At 40.6% G+C, this 18,274-nt stretch carries 18 protein-coding genes and 1 riboswitch; of the genes, 6 read left to right on the top strand and 12 right to left on the bottom strand.

The features are described from left to right. Positions 1-190 precede the first annotated feature (190 nt). Together ELQ35_RS21880 and ELQ35_RS21875 are read right to left on the bottom strand one after the other, a co-directional pair. Positions 191-2,320, bottom strand: a complete 2,130-nt coding sequence (locus tag ELQ35_RS21880; RefSeq protein WP_221884996.1) for a transglycosylase domain-containing protein — start codon at positions 2,318-2,320, stop codon at positions 191-193. A 105-nt stretch (positions 2,321-2,425) separates the two neighbouring features. Continuing rightward, complete coding sequence (locus ELQ35_RS21875; RefSeq protein WP_126867290.1) at positions 2,426-2,614, bottom strand: hypothetical protein; 189 nt, start codon at positions 2,612-2,614, stop codon at positions 2,426-2,428. A 328-nt stretch (positions 2,615-2,942) separates the two neighbouring features. Between ELQ35_RS21875 and ELQ35_RS21870 the strand changes: the two genes are divergently transcribed. After that, positions 2,943-3,467 (top strand): universal stress protein, encoded by a 525-nt coding sequence (locus ELQ35_RS21870; RefSeq protein ID WP_185861865.1) that lies wholly within the window; start codon positions 2,943-2,945, stop codon positions 3,465-3,467. 106 nt (positions 3,468-3,573) lie between these two features. Here the strand turns inward: ELQ35_RS21870 and ELQ35_RS21865 are convergent, their stop codons facing one another. From ELQ35_RS21865 to ELQ35_RS21855, 3 genes are read right to left on the bottom strand one after another with little or no spacing between them, the layout of a single operon-like run. Further along, positions 3,574-3,915: a DUF3243 domain-containing protein gene (locus tag ELQ35_RS21865; protein WP_126867288.1), complete on the bottom strand. Its 342-nt coding sequence runs from the start codon at positions 3,913-3,915 to the stop codon at positions 3,574-3,576. A gap of 54 nt (positions 3,916-3,969) precedes the next feature. Next, the gene (locus ELQ35_RS21860; RefSeq protein ID WP_126867287.1) at positions 3,970-5,682 is read right to left on the bottom strand and encodes a GMC family oxidoreductase; all 1,713 of its coding nucleotides are present in this window, start codon (positions 5,680-5,682) and stop codon (positions 3,970-3,972) included. Between the two features lie 39 nt (positions 5,683-5,721). Then, entirely contained in the window at positions 5,722-6,468 is a 747-nt protein-coding gene (locus ELQ35_RS21855; protein WP_126867286.1) for a gluconate 2-dehydrogenase subunit 3 family protein, read from the bottom strand. A 395-nt stretch (positions 6,469-6,863) separates the two neighbouring features. After that, a riboswitch (TPP riboswitch) is annotated at positions 6,864-6,974 on the bottom strand. A 400-nt stretch (positions 6,975-7,374) separates the two neighbouring features. Between ELQ35_RS21855 and ELQ35_RS21845 the strand changes: the two genes are divergently transcribed. The 3 genes from ELQ35_RS21845 (at position 7,375) to ELQ35_RS21835 (ending at position 11,134) form a co-directional block, all read left to right on the top strand. Then, complete coding sequence (locus tag ELQ35_RS21845) at positions 7,375-8,259, top strand: cation diffusion facilitator family transporter (protein WP_307365803.1); 885 nt, start codon at positions 7,375-7,377, stop codon at positions 8,257-8,259. A gap of 129 nt (positions 8,260-8,388) precedes the next feature. Then, positions 8,389-9,495, top strand: a complete 1,107-nt coding sequence (locus tag ELQ35_RS21840; RefSeq protein ID WP_126867284.1) for a histidine kinase N-terminal domain-containing protein — start codon at positions 8,389-8,391, stop codon at positions 9,493-9,495. A 304-nt stretch (positions 9,496-9,799) separates the two neighbouring features. Further along, entirely contained in the window at positions 9,800-11,134 is a 1,335-nt protein-coding gene (locus ELQ35_RS21835) for a hemolysin family protein (RefSeq protein WP_126867283.1), read from the top strand. A 70-nt stretch (positions 11,135-11,204) separates the two neighbouring features. On the opposite strand, the gene uptA is transcribed toward ELQ35_RS21835, so the two are convergent. From uptA to ELQ35_RS21820, 4 genes are all read right to left on the bottom strand, one after another. Continuing rightward, complete coding sequence (gene uptA / locus ELQ35_RS21830; protein WP_126867282.1) at positions 11,205-11,825, bottom strand: undecaprenyl phosphate transporter UptA; 621 nt, start codon at positions 11,823-11,825, stop codon at positions 11,205-11,207. A gap of 189 nt (positions 11,826-12,014) precedes the next feature. Next, the gene (locus ELQ35_RS23885; protein ID WP_370873482.1) at positions 12,015-12,206 is read right to left on the bottom strand and encodes an Lmo0850 family protein; all 192 of its coding nucleotides are present in this window, start codon (positions 12,204-12,206) and stop codon (positions 12,015-12,017) included. A gap of 155 nt (positions 12,207-12,361) precedes the next feature. Further along, positions 12,362-12,781 carry a FixH family protein gene (locus ELQ35_RS21825; protein ID WP_185861864.1) on the bottom strand — a complete coding sequence of 140 codons (420 nt, stop codon included), beginning with the start codon at positions 12,779-12,781 and terminating at the stop codon, positions 12,362-12,364. Between the two features lie 148 nt (positions 12,782-12,929). Next, positions 12,930-13,472: a YitT family protein gene (locus ELQ35_RS21820; protein WP_370873481.1), complete on the bottom strand. Its 543-nt coding sequence runs from the start codon at positions 13,470-13,472 to the stop codon at positions 12,930-12,932. A 468-nt stretch (positions 13,473-13,940) separates the two neighbouring features. On the opposite strand from ELQ35_RS21820, the gene ELQ35_RS21815 reads away from it, so the two are divergent. Continuing rightward, positions 13,941-15,290 carry a hemolysin family protein gene (locus ELQ35_RS21815; protein ID WP_126867279.1) on the top strand — a complete coding sequence of 450 codons (1,350 nt, stop codon included), beginning with the start codon at positions 13,941-13,943 and terminating at the stop codon, positions 15,288-15,290. A gap of 229 nt (positions 15,291-15,519) precedes the next feature. Here the strand turns inward: ELQ35_RS21815 and ytvI are convergent, their stop codons facing one another. After that, positions 15,520-16,569: a sporulation integral membrane protein YtvI gene (gene ytvI / locus ELQ35_RS21810; protein WP_370873480.1), complete on the bottom strand. Its 1,050-nt coding sequence runs from the start codon at positions 16,567-16,569 to the stop codon at positions 15,520-15,522. A 190-nt stretch (positions 16,570-16,759) separates the two neighbouring features. Next, complete coding sequence (locus tag ELQ35_RS21805; protein ID WP_126867301.1) at positions 16,760-17,443, bottom strand: TrkA C-terminal domain-containing protein; 684 nt, start codon at positions 17,441-17,443, stop codon at positions 16,760-16,762. A gap of 203 nt (positions 17,444-17,646) precedes the next feature. On the opposite strand from ELQ35_RS21805, the gene ELQ35_RS21800 reads away from it, so the two are divergent. Then, positions 17,647-17,850, top strand: a complete 204-nt coding sequence (locus ELQ35_RS21800; RefSeq protein WP_126867278.1) for a hypothetical protein — start codon at positions 17,647-17,649, stop codon at positions 17,848-17,850. Positions 17,851-17,970: 120 nt separating this feature from the next. On the opposite strand, the gene ELQ35_RS21795 is transcribed toward ELQ35_RS21800, so the two are convergent. Next, positions 17,971-18,274, bottom strand: a 304-nt coding sequence (locus tag ELQ35_RS21795; RefSeq protein WP_143253476.1) for a fluoride efflux transporter FluC, incomplete at its 5' end; no start/stop codon positions are given.

Here is an 18,274-nt window from a genome sequence, read left to right as displayed (position 1 = left end):
GCATTGCAGTATTCGGCATTATTGTTAATCTGCTATTTAAGTATACAAAAAAGCGGCCATATATATGGCTGCTTTTTATTTTCTGCGAAATACATACATCTATACATCGGTTTGCTGAACATAATGTGAACTTGCCATTTCTTAAATATTACCTTATTACTGTTATTGGCTTTTCTTTTCCAGCTGCAGTCTACTGATTGCTATAGTCTTCATTATTTATAGCAGGGTCATTGCCGGACGGCTTATCTTCTTCTCCATTGCCATGATTCTTGTCTTCGTCTTTCTGTTTCTCTTCTTTGTCATTGCCATTAAATATCTTATCCTGCCATTTTTTCAACCCATTTTTAAGATCATCTTTTTTATCTTCCCAGTACTTGCGCCTTTCTTCCCGTTTTAGTTCCTCTTTATGTTCTTCAATCAACGGTCCGATATCTTCGACGTTAAATGACTTTGGCTTCTGACTTTTTAAGGCTTCAGCCATTAACCTTTGAAAAACGATCGCTGCCCCTTCACTGCTGTGAGTGGTTAAATGGTTCTTGGCATCTGTTTTGTCGTAACCGGTCCATACCGAGCCGACGAGGGTAGGCGTAAAGCCGACAAACCACTGGTCTTTCACACCGTTTTCGGCTCCCTCAATCGGAAGCTGGGTCGAACCGGTTTTCCCGGCGATTTCCCATTCGTGAACTGCAGCATTTTTTCCGGTCCCATATTCGACGACGCCCAGCAGCATGGAAGTCATTTTATCTGCTACACCTTTCGTTGTTACCCTGGTTTTCTCTTTTTTCCACTTGGCCACTACTTTTCCTTGTGCATCCTCGATTTTTACAATGGCATGGGATTGCATTCTTTCCCCATCATTTGTGAAAGTTGAAAAAGCACCTGCTATATCAAGCGGAGATACTCCATATTTCATTCCCCCAAGGGCAATGCTCAGATTCCGGTCCTCCTTTTCAAGAGAAATCCCGAATCTCTTAAGGGATTCCATTCCTTTCTCCACACCGATCTCATTCAACAACCAAACTGTAGGCACATTTAAGGACTTCATTACAGCTTCATACATCGGCACTTCGCCTTTATATTCGCCGCCTAGATTGGAAGGTTCATAAGTACCGAAGGCCATCTTTTCGTCCTTCAGCTCATCTGAAATTTCATAGCCTTCTTCAAGGGCCGGTGTATAGACAGCCAGCGGCTTCATTGTAGAGCCGGGACTTCTTTTCAACTGTGTCGCCCGGTTAAAGCCCAGAAATTGATGCTCCCCCCTCCCGCCAATTAACGCTCGAATGCCGCCAGTCTTTGGATCCAACAGAACAGCCCCGCTTTGCACCATTTTGTCGCTTGTTCCCTTAGGAAAAATGGAATCGTCTTGATACACTTCTTCCGCGACCTTTTGCATGTTCTGGTCGAGTGTCGTATGAATTTTGTATCCTCCGGTCAGGAGCTCATCCATTTCAATGTGATATCTCTTTGAAGCTTCTGAAAGGACATGGTCGACAAAATAAGGATATTTACCCTTTAATGGATCACTCTGCTGTTTACCATACAGGGCTACTTTTTCTTCTACCGCCGATCTATATTCATCTTTCTTAATAAAACCGTGCTCCTTCATTCTTGATAGAACTAAATCGCGCCTGTTTTTAGATTTGTCCAAATGTTTATAAGGATCAAGAGCAGATGGGACGTTAATGATTCCCGCCAGCATCGCGCCCTCAGCTACCGTAATATCTTTCACTTCTTTTCCGAAATATACCTGCGCCGCCTTATTAATCCCCCAGGCTCCATGGCCAAAATAGATTTGATTCAGATACATCTCGAGTATCTCATCTTTGGAATACTCTTTTTCTACCTCCCTGGCCAAAAAAAACTCTTCCAGCTTCCTTTTATAAGTTCTATCCGATTCCAGCAGTGCAGTCTTTGTCAACTGCTGGGTAATCGTACTGCCGCCTTCCTTTACTTCGCCGGCTTTTAAATTGGTATAAAACGCCCGAAAGATCCCTTTGTAATCAATTCCATTATGCCCATAAAACCGATGGTCTTCTATCGAAACTACTGCATTTTTCACATGATCAGGGATTTCTTCAATCGAAATGCCCTCGGTTTTATTTGCGGTAATTTTGCTCGCCAGCTCTCCATTTTCATCATAAATCTCGGTAGAACGTTCCAATTGGTCCTTTAAATTGTCGATATTGGCTTCCGGTTTAAAAAAAGCTAAAAACCCGACTGTGAGGAGTATTACGGTTGAAAACAGAATGAAGCCTCCCTGAATAAGCGAGGAAGGTGTCATAGTATTTATTTTATTAAAAAACTCTTTGAATCCTTTCATATAAACCCCCGGTTTCCCCAAAAAAGCACTGTTGCCGAATTATGCCGATTAATTTTCGCTACAAAAAAACAACCGGCCAAATTTACGGTTGTTTTATATCTATTTCTATTTATTTTTGTTAGAAGCAGCCTTGGTGTTCATATCTTTTATCTGCTTTGTCGCCGAAAATTCGTGAACCAACGATTCCATATACATATAGACGATTTGCCGTGTTTTATTATCCGTACCTAAAACGTCCAGATGTTTTAAGCAGAGCTTTATCGTAGGGTGTATTTTTGCATCAGTTTCAAGCATATAAACCACCTCTTCTTCACTGGCTTATTTCAAGGGTAACGTATTTTCAGAAATGATACATTAGACTTTTGACCCATTTGTATGTTTTTGTTGAAAATTTTGGCATAATTTTCAGAGAATTAGGGAAAATAGCAAGTAAATCTCTTGGCTCTCATAAAGGGAGACTTCCATCAATGGGGGCTTACTGTCGGTTAATGCACGATAAATGTAAACCAGATGCTTTTCTTTACAATGTTTGCCTATTTTAGCGACAGCGTTTCTAGCCAAGCCGTAAATGCAACCTTTACCAGGTTTGTTAAAGAACCATAAAGTGAGGAGATGGGATCTTATGTTGAGGGAATTAAGCCATATCATTGCTGCATTTGACGGCAGTGAAACCAGCAAAGAAGCAATTGAATGGGGTGCCATGTTTAAAAACTCTTATCCTGATGTCAGATTAACGGTCGTTCATGTCTACAAAGAAAAAATCGAACAAAAGATGATTGGTAATCCTTCAAGCCGCGGTTTTGCCAATGACGGGATCTATATCGACCCCACCCAGACGCCCCCCGTGACTGCAGTCGAGCAAAGTATGATTGATCAAAATAACGAGACACATACCGTTATTAAAAACAGCGTTTCGATGGCTAAAAGCAAAGCATTCTCCATTTTAAACGAACAGCAAGCGGAGGGAGATTTCGAAATTTTAGAAGGACATCCGGCGGAGAGTATTTGCAGCTATGCGGCAAGGACAGAAGCCGATCTCATTATTATCGGTAGCAGTAGCAAAAGCGGTTTAAAGAAGTTTTTCCTTGGTAGTACCAGCAGTACGGTAGCAAACGAGGCGCCTTGTCCAGTCCTGATTGCCAAATGAAAGCAAGAGCATCATAATTGAAAATACCAGCTGCCTTCTTTTATATAAAAAGGCTGTCTTATAAAGGGAAGAACCCTTCGTAAGACAGCCTTTTTTATAAGCGAATTCACTGCTTATCCACTAGTTTAACGAGCATATGAGCCAATTTATGGCGTTCCTCATCATTTCCGACTTTCCAAAGCTCCTGAAGAAGCTTTTCTTCCCGGTTTTTCGGTTCAATTTTGTCTGCAAGATAATCGGCTACCTTTTCGGCCGTATTCGCAAGCTGTTCTTCTTCCAGACCGACTTTTTTCATGATGTCCAATCTTTTATCCAAGTAGCTCTTGAAATTTTCAAAGTTTGATAAAATCTCATCAACTTTTTCCGGCTCAATCTTTCTCAAGGCTTCATCAACATTTTCTGTATGTACAGTACCGTTTTTAAGGACGATATGTTCCTTTTCCGCCATGGTAAACCCACCTTTACTACTATCTTTTATAGAATCGAACAATACTTTATAGTTCTATGCAAGCATTCCGCCATTCTTGCTGTATTTGATAATGCCTTCTGCGGCACGGTAAGCCAAAGCTCCAACTGTTCCGGTTGGATTATAGCCGCTGTTATGTGGAAATGAGGAAGCTCCTATTACAAACACATTTTCAGCATCCCACATTTGGCTGTAGTTATTAACGGCAGAGGTTCCCGGCTCGGCACCCATGATTACACCGCCTGTATTATGTGTCGATTGATAAGGGACGATATCGTAATGTTCACTTACTCCGCGGGCATAGACCTCTTTTGCACCCATTTCCTTCATTATGTTCCCCATCATCTTCTGGGTATAACTATAAAGATTTCTATCCTGCGCGGTAAAATCATAGGTCATACGCAAAAGAGGGTTCCCGAAAGCATCTTTGTATGTCGGATCAAGGTCCATATAGTTATTCCGCGTTGGCATTGAGGCTCCCTCGGTAGCAAGGTCTAATGTACGCGTAAAATAGTGAGTCGATTTTTCCTTAAATTCTTTTCCCCAGCTAGGGGTGCCATCAGGAACATAATTGGTTTGAATCGGACGTTTTCCTGTTTGGTTAAGGGAAATCGAGCCGCCATGAATGAAATTCAGGTCAGAATGGTCGAAGTTATCGCCATTATAATCATCTACAGTCATGCCAAGAGAACCTGCACCCATGAATGTATTAAACTGTTCATCAAAAAAGCCAGTTACACCTGGAAGGATTTGATAGCAATAGTTCTTTCCGATTATCCCGCTACCAGTTTTCGGATCATAAGGTTTGCCCAGCTTTGATTGAAGCAGGAGCCGGTTATTATTCATCACATAGCTTGTTACGACGACGATTTCAGCCGGCTGGATAAATTCTTCTTTCGTTTGGACATCCACATATCTGACACCAGTTGCTTTTTTTCCATCATGAAGAATTTCCGTCACATTCGAATGGGTGCGAAGCTCGAAGTTTCCAGTGCTCCTTGCATACGGTATGACCGCAACTGTCGGATCAGCTTTTGCTCCATACTCACAGCCGAATCTTTCACAATAACCACAGTATTGGCAGGCAGCCATTTTGGCTCCATAAGGATTTTCATATGCCTCGGTCATATTGGCTGAAGGCATGGAAAAGGGATGCAACCCCATGTCTTTGGCGGCTTTTTTGAATTTTCCAGTGATAGGCGTTTCCTTCATCGGTTTATTCGGATATGGATTGGAACGTTTCCCCTGAAAGTGATTATCTTCACCGCCAATGCCGGCAACCTTTTCGAATGTATCATAATAAGGTTCCAGCTCATCATAGGTAATTCCCCAATCTTGAATATCCAAACCCAAATCCCTGATTTTGTTTTTACCGTATTTTTTTTCTGTTTCAGTCTTGATTTCAAAATCATATGGCAGGAACCTGAACGTATGCCCGTTCCAATGCACACCTGAACCTCCCAAACCTTCTCCAAGCAAGAATGAACCCAACTGTCGCATAGGCAGGGCACGTTCTTTCGCTACGTTCCGGAATGTTAGCGTTTCTTTTGAAAGATCCTGCATCAGCTCATAACGAATCGCATAGCGAAGCTCATCATGAACGACATAGTAATCCTTGACGCCTCTTTCTTTCCCGCGTTCAAGACCTACTACCTTTAAACCCTGTTTTCCAAGCTCTGCCCCAATGATTCCGCCGCCCCAGCCAACCCCGACAACCACGACGTCTGTTTTTGGTAATGTTTTTGCCATGTTTATTCTCCTATCTTCTAAAATATTTGTTCCATTCTTTTAAGCGTGCAAGCTGTTAGGTTTGATTTTCTGAAATTCTTTCGAATCAATTTTGTCAAGGTAGCTCATTTGATGTCCTGGGAAGCCTTTCATTTTCCAGCCGTCCATATTGGTATTTCCTGCATAAACCGGATCCGCATAGACACCCTCCAGCGTTGCAGCTCTAAGCAGATTAAAGAACGTAGATGAAGTGACGGCTTTTAATTTCACCTTTTTTTCTTCGAATGCTTTCAATACTTCATCCTGTTGCTCTCCTTCAAGTTCCGCAAAGTTCTTTTTGTATTTTTGCTGGCTGTATGACTGCAGCCCAGCAAGGCCTACGTCGAAGGCTTCATGCCGCAATAATGGGGTTTGATAACCCTGAAAGTCAGAGCCAGGGAAAAATGGCCCCTGCATATATTCTCTTGTATTATTTCCGTATGAACCGGCAAGCTGGTGATCAATAAAGAAAGGTACGCCAAGGTCTACGGCACCCGGACCATTATCATCTTTTGGATAAATCCGTTCGACAGCGGCTTTTAACACCGCAAATTGCTCGGGATTTGTAAAATATATCGGAGCCTGGTTTGAAGAATGGGCAGCATTGGTATCGGTTTTGGCAGTCTTATCGTTATCATCATCGTTAAGATTAGCTCCCAAAAGTCCGCCGATGATTCCTCCGCCTATCAAGCCTCCCGCGACATAACCCGAATTTCTGAGAAATTTCCTGCGCGACATGTTTTCAGAATTATTAGGTGTTTCAGCCATATGTATCCTCCTTAAGATAAATCAGAAATATGAAATCCTTTCCTATAGCTCTTCCACATAAAATTAAACCCACTTTTGGTAAAACAAATAGATATACTTATTTATTTCCAAAGGTTACAAAAAAATTCAGGTTTTATTTTTTAAAATATGCAAATCACTATGTCATGTTTTTTCTCCACTCATTTTTGGTGTAATATTACACCACACTATACGAAAAAAGCTGCATCCCGAAGGAAACAGCTTGTCCTAATACGAACTCTAATGAAAATGAATGAATCACTTTGCATGGTAAGCGTTTTTAATGAGTACACGTGACGCAGTTGAATAAAGCAATACAACCACGACGGTTGATAAAAGAAAGCTCGCAAGCATATTTGTTCCATTATAAACAAGAGAGTAATCCAAAACCACATCCCTACGCTAGCATTAACTAACAGGTTCTTAGGGTCAGAACTCACTCGCTCACTCGCTCACTCTCAGCCATTCAGGCTCCCCTTGTGGACGTATTATATTTTTGATCCTCGGTTAGAATATACTACTAGTTTCAAGAGAATTTAAGCAGGAGCCAAGCACATATATTACTTTTTATTATTTAATGAAAGTATAACCTTTTCAACTATGATAGGTGTCTAGCGCAAGCAGCCTAGCCCCGACACACAGGACGTGCTAGTGCCGACGAAGACATAAGGACGTGGCGGTTCTTAGTCGACGTTCCTTTTTACAAGGCGCTTGCGCTTTTCTCAAAGAACTCAGGTTTTAGCCTGAACCAACTTCTTTACCATTGGACAATAGTAGTGAAAATGTCCAATTTAGATGGATTTATCCGACACTTTTTCTATAGACTTACCCAACTATCGTTTGTTATCTTTATTTAATCCTTATCATATAAGCGGAGGTAAAGAAATAGTGCAGAATAATAAAATCAACTCTGCGGAAAAAGGAGCTTATATAAGCATTGCTGCTTACATATTTTTAGCCGCTTTGAAATTAACGATCGGCCATTACGGAAATTCGAGAGGCTTATGGGCAGACGGGCTTAACAACTCAACTGATATCATCGCCTCGATTGCCATCTTAGTCGGGTTGAAAATATCAAAACGGCCTCCTGATGATGATCATTTATATGGCCATATGCGTGCAGAAACAGTCGCCTCGCTTCTAGCCGCTTTTATCATGATATCTGTCGGTATTCAGGTTATCTATAGTGCCATCCAGTCATTTATTAGCGGAACTCGGGAATCTCCAGATATGCTTACCGCTTATACAGCCTTGTTTTCAGCACTGGTCATGTTTGGGGTTTACTATTACAATGTAAGGCTTAGCAAACGTATCAACAGTGCCTCTATTCATGCGGTGGCCCAGGATAATAAATCCGATGCCCTGGTAAGTATGGGTGCCTTTGTCGGAATACTTGGCACAAAATTCGGCTTGGATTGGCTTGATTCTGTGGCCGCACTGGCAGTGGGGCTAATCATCTGCAGGACAGCCTGGGAGATTTTCCGTGATGCTTCCCATACTTTGACAGATGGCTTTGATGAGACTTTGCTGCAGGAAATTAGTGAGACGATTGCCCATGCTAATCGGGTAAAAGATACAAGTGATTTAAAAGCACGAATGCACGGCAATGAGGTTTTCCTCGAAGCGACGATTCATGTCGATCCTTTGTTAACCGTTATCGAAGGCCATGATATTACTGAAGAAATAGAACAAATCCTTGAAGAGAAGCATGAAATTAAACATACAACTCTTCATGTTGAACCATACCTGACTTCTAAAAGGCAGCCGGACTAAAAACCCGCTGCCTTTTCATTTTGCATAAAGACAAAAAAGTTAACATTTGATAAAGGATTTTTAAATTCGGGTATAGAAATTTAATAATAGATTTTCTTTCGTCATTATTTCCTGGTCCGGAGGTTCTTCATGGTATTGCTAAAAGAAACTGTCGCTGAGTTTTTACTCCAACATAAAAGCACCATCCTTACAGAATGGACAGATAGGATATTAGCGTCCGATCGAAACATCAGCCAGGACAATATTACACAGCATGTGGAAGCCTTATTTGGTTTAGTCATCCAAGGCCTGATGGATTCATCTATAGACGAGTCCATCAGATCACTGTCGCAGATTGTAGCAGCTGAAATATTAAATAGTAACGCTGATATTGCTGATTTCCTTGTAAATACTTCCTTAGGCCGGACCGTCATTAATGGCCAGCTTACTGAATGGATAGATAACGTTTTTGAAAACTATAAAGTATTCCAAAGCATCAATGATTGTTTTGACAAGTTTATTTACCATACGGTTTCCCATCATTCCGAATTGAAGTCCCGAATGGCAGAGGATCAATATTCTTTTCTAAACCAGACGCATAAGGATCGTCTGACCCTTTTAGGTCGAATGACTTCCAGCTTTGTCCATGAATTCCGTAATCCGCTGACTTCGATCATGGGATTCATCCAATTGCTCCAGGCAGAGCATCAAGGATTAAAATATTTACAAATCATTTCCAGAGAGCTTGAACAATTAAATGATCGAATCACTCAGTTTCTTCATTTATCCAAGAAAGAATGGACAGATTCCGAGGCCGACATTTTTTCTTTGAAAGATTTAGTGAATGAAGTCATCGAGTTTTTATATCCCAGCATCCTCGAGGTGAATGCCTCTATCTCTTGCAACATTATTGGGGACATCTTAATTCGCGGCTCCAAAGAAGAGTTCAGGCAGGTTTTGCTGAATATCATTTTGAACGCGCTGGATGTGATTTCAGATGTAGGATACCCTTCGATTTATATCTGTGCTTCCGAAAAGCCAACCGGATACATGACCTTGAATATCGCAAACAACGGACCAAAAATTCCAGAAGAAATCATTCCGAATATTTTCGATCCTTTCATCACGACTAAAAAAAGTGGAACCGGACTGGGCCTATTCGTCTGCAAGGAGATTATCGAAAAGCATCACGGTACATTAAGCTGCTCTTCATCAGATGCACTGACTACCTTTTCCATATTCGCTCCTTGTTCTTAAATATCTTTGCTCATATAACCGATTTATTATCCTGAAAAAACTAACTCTAGAAGGGATTCTCCATTTCTAAATCGTTACCTTTGACTGTATGCCATTCTTTTACTTATACTAATTTTAGATAAAAAATATAAAAGATCTAAATACTATGATCGTTAACAGCAAATAATAAGTGTCTTTAAGCAGTCTAACTTAATTGTTTCGGGAGGTGACCGGGACCTATCCATCTTTCAACAGTGTGAGTCTCAAAGCTAGATGTGAACATTGGCTTTGCCCCACATACATTTTGGGTCTGTCCCAACGCTATTTGGACATAATGAATATTATTTTAATTGTCATCCTGATTGGCTTGACTGCCTTTTTCGTGGCTTCCGAGTTCGCAATTGTCAAAGTAAGAATCAGCCGTATCGATCAGCTCGTCGTGGAAGGAAACCTAAAGGCCTCGGCCGCCAAAAGTGTTACTTCCAATCTGGATGAATACTTATCGGCTACACAGTTGGGAATAACGATCACCGCACTCGGGCTTGGCTGGCTGGGACAGCCAACTTTGCAGAAAATGGTTGGTCCGGTTCTTGGAAGCTTCCACATCCCAGAGCAAATCGTCCAAATCCTGACATTCATTATTGCATTTGCAATCGTTACGTTTTTAAATGTCGTCATTGGTGAACTGGCCCCCAAAACAGTAGCCATTCAAAAACCAGAACAGGTGAGTCTTTTGATAGCCGGACCACTAATCTGGTTTCATAAAATAATGTTTCCTTTCATTTGGCTGTTAAATCATTCTTCCAGATTGGTTACCAGTCTGTTCGGTTTAAAACCGGCTTCTGAAAATGAGATTGCCCACTCTGAAGAAGAGCTGCGGATGATTCTTTCCGACAGCTATAAAAGCGGTGAAATTAATCAATCCGAGTTTAAATATGTAAACAACATTTTTAAGTTCGATGACCGAATTGCCAAGGAAATCATGATCCCACGAACTGAAATCATCAGTTTGTCTAAAGATGATCCTGTTTCTGAATTCTTAAAGATTACCAAAGAAGAAAAGTTCACGCGCTATCCTGTGGTGGATGGAGACAAAGACCACATTATCGGACTGGTTAATATAAAAGAAGTTTTTTCCGACCTTCTCAAAAGGAAGGATGTTACATCAACGGCAATTGGAAGCTATACCCGCCCGATTATCAGGGTGATGGAAAACATCCCGATTCAATTCCTTCTCGTAAAAATGCAGAAGGAACGGATTCATATGGCTGTCTTAATGGATGAATATGGCGGTACATCCGGTCTTGTTACCGCCGAGGACATACTCGAGGAAATTGTCGGGGAAATCCGCGATGAATTCGATATCGACGAAGTAGCATCGATTCAAAAAATAAAAGACGGCCATTATATCATCGATTCCAAAGTGCTTGTTAAGGAAGTAAATGGTTTGCTCGGCATCCACCTTGATGAAGATGGTGTAGATACGATCGGCGGCTGGATTTTGACCGAGAAATATGATGTGCATACAGGTGATGTGATAGAAAAGGATTCCTATTGTTTCAAGGTAATTGAAATGGAGGACCATTCGATTAAATCCATTGAAATTACCAAGAGGCTTGAAAAAATTCTGTTAGAAAGTGATATAACGGTTACTGAATAATTGTTCATAAAAAACCATCCTGAAAAGACTAGCCTCTACAGGATGTTTTTTTCATTCCATACTTTGCTGCTTAGTACTTGCCGATTTTCTTCACAGTTACGATAGGTGGTGTTCTCCTTCTCTTCCAGATATAATAGATAATTACACAGAGAATCGCCGTGACCATTACAGGAATCATATAGGGTGCTGCGTAGCCTTTAATATTCCGCCAGTTTTCGCCCAGCACCATACCTAAAGCCAGGAAAAGGATGGTCCAGGGAATAATGGCCGCAATCGTGAAAATGGTAAACTTCAGCGCAGACATTTTTGCGATACCCGCGGGAATTGAAATGGCATGCCGGACAACCGGGATGAATCTTGCAGTGAAAATAACGCCTACTCCATATTGATCAAACCATTGCTCAGCTATTTCGAGGTGTCTCTCTTTAATAAAGATGTATTTACCGTACTTTAACAAAAAAGGCCGGCCTCCAAAGTAACCTGCCCAATAAAGAAATAATTGCGCTAAGGTCCCTCCTGTCACACCGGCTGCCAGTGCACCGAAAAAAACAATCTTGCCGCTTCCTACTAAATAACCTCCATAACCGAGCACCAGCTCACTCGGAATAATTTCGATCATCAATCCTAAGGCAATGCCTATGTAGCCTAAATCAGAAAAGAACTCCAGGACGCTTATGATAAACTCTGACATCTCGATCTCCTTACAGTGGATTTATCGGTAAATTAGCAGCTTCATCCTTGCTTGTAAACCTCTTATTTCTAGATGATATGAAGGAGAATGCTTTCTTATTCACAGTTTGTCCAGGAAAGAAAGCGAAAATGGGCAGTAGGAAGTAATCCATAATAAAAGCACACCGGTTTACCGGTGTGCCTATGTATATCACAGCTCATTCATTTTTTGTTTTTCAATTTGAATGCACGGCATCCTTTCGGCCAAAGCCGATTGAAAGTTGAGCAAAGATGGATCAGTCTGATAGACACTTGAGAAAATCTCGTGTCGCGATTTTGTTTTTTCAATTTTTATTCCTTTGTTCCTGAATTTCAAAATCAGTTCATTTTCCAACTTGCTCACCTCTGTTAAGATTAATGTGCTCCCTCACTACTTTCCCAAAATTTTACGGTATGAAACATATTCAGGAAGTATTTTTAAGTGGGTTTTATTTAGCTGTATCTAAAAGCTTCTCCATACTGACTGGATTTTTTCCAGTTCTTAGACAAGGAGACCCTTTAGTTGACATCTGAATGCTGTCCTCCCTTGATGACCAGCTCCTTTTCAGGCATAACATGCTGTTCCCCTGCTGTCACGTGGGCAATAACAATATATTTACCATCATCGCGGAATGTATGCATAATCCGGTACTTGCCATACCCATCATTGTCAGCTTCAATCAACTGCCGATTGTCTTCCCCAGATTTCCTGATTTCGAATGTAACTTCATCGGCATGATCCAAGCTTTTAGTGCCTTGTGTCACTATTGCTTCAAGAAGGATTTCTTTACTCGTTGAATTCACACCTCTGCTGCTGATTTCAGCAGTGAGCGGGTCTGGTACATTGCTGATGACTTCTTTATCCTCTGCTGTTTCTTTATTCTGGCATGCCGATAAGATAAGCAAACTCGCGAAAAAAAGTAGATAAACTCTTTTCATAATCATACTTCCTTTTTAATATTTTGGTACTTCTCCATCCAATCAGAAAAGTGCAAACACTGTTTGCGCTAGACAATAAAAAACGAATGGTTTAAGTAGCTTTTACCATCCTTGTCCAAACATTTATATTTTATACAACTTTGTATGTTCAACCTTCATTTCCTGCTGTTAATGAGGTTAATATCCCAACTATCATGATGGTCAAGCTTGAATAGAAAAACGCTCTAACTCCGACAATCCCGATGCCCGATAAAATGATGCTGCCATCAATCACTAAAATAAGAATGCCTACATTTATTGCCGTCTTGCTGGAAATAATCTGCGCTAATAAATCGGTTCCCCCAGTGCTTGTCTCATATCTAAGCATTAGGCCCACTCCTAATCCAATGATAATGCCGCCAAGAATAGCACTCACTAAGACCGGCAGTTTCCAGTCTGTTTCTACATTGGAAAACAAATCTATACATAATGAAGAAAAAAGCAATCCATGAACACTTCGGACAAAATACATTCTTTCAAAACTCCAGACATATATGTAAAGCGGAATGCTGATAATAATTATCATTAATCCAATAGGAGAACCAAAATGGTAATGCATCAGAAGAGCTATCCCGATCAGCCCTCCATCCAATAGATGATAAGGAGCCAAAAAGAAGTTCACTCCGATGCCGACCGATAGGCTGCCAATCAAGATGGCAGTGATTTTTTCGAATATGGCGGTACCCCCCTTGTCCTTTTCCTATAGTTATAGATTATGGCAATAATCCTGTTTTAGTATTAAAATTATTCGATAGCTGAATCTGAATTTTCAATTAACTAATTGTTCAATCCTTCAAAAACCGTTAATATAGAGTCATTAATAACATATATATCTAGTAATCGCAGTTTTCCTCTTCCTTAGGGGATTTGACTGAACAGTTGACTTTTTCTATAATGAAGTTATTTACTCGTTTTCATTCAGGGGTGATAAGATGGGGTATTGAAAACTGTCCGAATAGATGATAAAAACGTACCGGTCCGGTTTTTGTTTTGTGATTATATCTCATTTATTTCATTATCTGTTTCGATTGTAAGATTATAAGAATCATTGCATAATAGATTTTATTACCTTAGGAGGTGGACTCCTTATTCGTCATTCAGACGAGTAAAGGGAGACTATTTGGACATATCAAACTTGGTTTTTATAGCCATTTTAATTGCTTTGACAGCATTTTTTGTAGCTTCGGAGTTTGCGATCGTCAAAGTGAGAAGTTCAAGGATTGATCAATTGATCGAAGAAGGCCGAAATAATGCCCTCTCCGCGAAAAGGGTTATCACGAGCCTGGACGAATATCTATCGGCTTGCCAGCTGGGAATTACGATTACTGCTCTCGCCCTTGGGTGGATTGGTGAATCAACTATTAACCGTATGTTACATCCTTTGCTGCTTGGGTTAAATATCCCGGCCGCCGCTTCACATATTCTTTCTTTTGGGTTTTCTTTCGCCATCATCACATTCATTCACGTGGTGATCGGAGAACTAGCGCCTAAAACCATGGCCATTCAAAAAGCGGAAACAATTACACTGCTGTTTGCAAGACCATTGATTTTATTCTATAAAATCATGTATCCGTTTATCTGGATATTAAATGGTTCTGCCCGTCTTGTAACGAGGATGTTTGGCTTAAAGCCTGTCTCTGAACATGAGCTCGCTCATACAGAGGAGGAACTTCGCATTATTTTATCCGAGAGCTATAAAAGTGGCGAAATAAACCAATCTGAGTTTAAATATGTAAATAAAATTTTTGAATTTGATGATCGGATCGCTAAAGAAATCATGGCTCCGCGTACAGAGATTGTAACTTTGTCCCTGGAGGATACAATTGACGACTTTTTCGCAGTCGTAAAGGAAGAAAAGTTCACCCGATATCCGGTTATTGATGGTGATAAGGATCATGTCATCGGCCTGGTTAACGTTAAGGAACTGTTCACGGAGATGATTTCCAACCAGGGAAAACCCGATCAGACGATTGAAAATTATATCCGCCCGATCATCAGGGTCATTGACAGCATCCCAGTTCACGATTTACTGCTGAAAATGCAAAAGGAACGAATCCATATGGCCATTTTGATGGATGAGTACGGCGGTACATCCGGACTCGTTACAGTGGAAGATATTCTGGAAGAGATTGTCGGTGACATTCGCGATGAATTCGACCTCGATGAAATTCCGATGGTCCGAAAACTGAAAGAAGATCACTATATCATGGATTCAAAGGTGTTAATCAGCGAAGTGAACGAAATGCTCGGCCTTGAAATATCTGATGAAGATATTGATACGATCGGAGGCTGGATCCTGACAGAGAATTATGAAGCCCAGCAAGGCGATGAATTACACCAAGGGCCTTACTGTTTTAAGATTATCGAGATGGAAGAGCACCATATCAGATATATAGAAATCTTTAAAAGGGTTAACGAAACAGCTGAAGTTAAGGAAATTCCGCTTCCGCAGAGGGAAGTCGTTTCTTGATAAGACTATAAAAAAAGCCGGCCAATTTAATTGGCCGGCTTTTTTTTGTAACGAAAGATTAAATTGCGGAAAAGGAAGAGTTCCCCTCCTTCCATTTTTCTCACGTTCTTGTTCACATCGGCCATGGAACGCCAACGAAAGATATAAAAGATATGAAAAAAGGCATAAGAACATTCCTCTAGAATGTCTCTTATGCCTTTTTGTGAAGAAAGCATCGGTTTTTTGGCAGCTACGATCGAAATTTGGTTTTGATAACACCAGCTTTTTTCAATGTTTCATATACGATCACCAAAGCAGGGCCGATGAAGAGGCCGATGAACCCAAGAATTTTGAACCCTAAATAAAGGCTGACCAACGCCGCTAAAGGCGTCAAGCCCAAATTGGCTGAGTATACCTTCGGTTCAACGATTCTTCTAACTACCGTAATGACGATAAACATAATAATCAAACCAATTCCAAGATGCTGATTCCCTTGAATAATCGCTACGACAGCCCAGGGGACCAATACTGATCCTGTCCCGAGGATCGGCAGAATGTCAACAACAACAATCAAAATCGACAGCAGTAAAGTATACGGGACTTCCAAAAGCCATAAGCCTATGTATGCCATTGAGAATGTGATCAAACTTAGAAGCAACTGCGCTTTCAAAAAGCCAATTCCCGCCTTATTTAAATCAGAAAAAACAAGCGACAATTTTTGATAGGTTGACTCTTTTAGGAATTTACGGGCTTTCCGTTTTAATAGTGGATACTCCAGGGAGAACAGAAACAGGGCAACTAAGTAAATCAAAAATTCAATCAAAAATCCCGGGACTAGCGTCACTAATTGGACGGTGCCTTCCACAAGGTTTCTTGTGAAAAGTTCCAGTGACGTGATTCCCCTTTCAAATGCATCTTCAACGGATTGAATGACATCGGCCGGAAGCGATTGTGAATATTTTTCCCATTGTCTTATCGATGGCAAAACGGCCGAGTAATATAAGTCCTTTACAAGGCCAGGAAACTTTTGGGAAAGATTAATAATCTGTTGTGTCAATACAGATCCGACAATAAAAGTAAGACCCAGCAATCCGCCGACATATACCAGAAAAGCGATCAGGACGGACCAAAAACGATTTAGCTTACATGTATCGCCGATGAACGTGATAAACCGATCAAGCAACATTGCTGTGACCAGCGCGAAAATCAGCGTCCATGAATATGGTACAAGAAATAACACAATCAGAAGGATGATGATCCTCCAAAACCACCGTAGAAGCATTACCTGTTTCATTCCCATCCTGTAAACTCATTACAACAATTAACTATATCATACTTATTAAAAAGAATTGTTTCAACTGAAGTTTACAAGAAAAGCGAAAGCGCCTTGTTCAGCCCTGACAAGCATAAGGCGAGCACAGAAANNTGATTGACTTATGACCTCGAGGGGCTAGGCGCTGCAGCTGGACAATAAGAAAAGCATTGCGCCTTCACTGTTTTTTCGTTTTATTATCCAACTCTTCTCTAAATTTCTCTTCCATCTCTTTTCTGTTTCCATAAAGAAACAACTGATCACCTTCCTGCATTTCACAATCATAAAGGTCCCGGCGAATTTGCATCTGGCCTCGTTTAATAAAAAGGATACTAATGTCATCCTCCTCGGAGATTACATCTGCTACCTTCTTATCAATCAACTTAGAATCTTTCCCAACATTTATATCCGTAACAAGATCGTTCTCTTTTAAATATAGAATATCCTTGATAGGGCGTTCGTACATTTGGTAATTGTGTTCCATCACATCCTCAAGCCTGTTTGAGGCCTTTTTCCTTACCCAGGGGATATGCACTACTGCAAGTAACAAAATAAGTGCCGCACATATATAGGAGAGCTTGTCGATTCGCAAGTCATCGGCGAGGATGCTGCTTATCGAAGATATGATGACGGCCATTGAAAACGCCCCAAACAAAATCAAAAAGGCTGCAATTTTCCTGCGCACCGGATGATCGATGATGACCTTTGATTCATCAGTTGTAAAACCGGTGCCCGTAAGCATAGAAATGACCTGGAATCGGGATACTTTCGTTTTCATCCCTGTTAAATTAAATAGTACGACAGCTACCTCAATGACGATCGTAATGATTAGAAAATATAAAAAAATAAACAGAAATTCCATGTTCAATAACATCCCTTCTGCACTTCATTTCAATTTACCCTACTTTTGCTATGATAAAAACCAGCATCCTTTCTCTTAGTACCAATATTATTCCATACTGTTCATATTCCATTAGAAAGACTGAAGGACAGGAGCAATAATTTTTGTTTCAATGCCTTCCCAAAAGGGAAATAGAATATAAAAAGTATGGAGGGATTGCTCAAATGAAAGATTCTGAAAAAGAACAGGTGCTTGAGAATAGGAATGACAAATCCAAAGCTTTTAAAAAAGATTGGGAAAAACAAAAGGAAAGAGACCAGGTAGTGATGCCAATTGATGATCTGCCGCTAAAGGAAATCGATATGGAGCGTAAAGAAGAGCGGAATAAAAAAGATACCAAAGATCGGTCATCAAGCGAAAGAATATAAAAAATGAAAAGATACCTCTCAGGAGAGAGGTATCTTTTATTATGGAAACAAACTGCTTATGTGTAAAAAATGACGGAAATTGATGATTTGGGTTAGATAGCTAGAGTTTTTCTCAAGCTTCTAAAGACTTATATTGATAACGAGAAAGTAGCCGGTTGCTGCAGCAAGAATCCCGGCAACAATAGAAGAGATTACATAAATCATCGCTTTTTTATAATTTTTCGCTTCAATTAATGTGACAGTTTCTATCCCAAAGGTTGAAAAGGTGGTATACGCGCCACAGAAGCCAATTCCGAACATGGACCATATCCATTCTGCCAATGAATGTGAAACATGAAGTGCGGCTAGGATTCCCAGCAGAAGTGATCCAGATACATTGATTACCCATGTGCCTATAGGAAAGTTCACTTTCTGTCTCTTATAC

The organism is Peribacillus cavernae (assembly GCF_003989135.1).
Taxonomy (GTDB): domain Bacteria; phylum Bacillota; class Bacilli; order Bacillales; family DSM-1321; genus Peribacillus; species Peribacillus cavernae.
The sequence above is the reverse complement of the archived record's forward strand: the minus strand, read 5'-3'. Positions and strand labels throughout refer to the sequence as shown.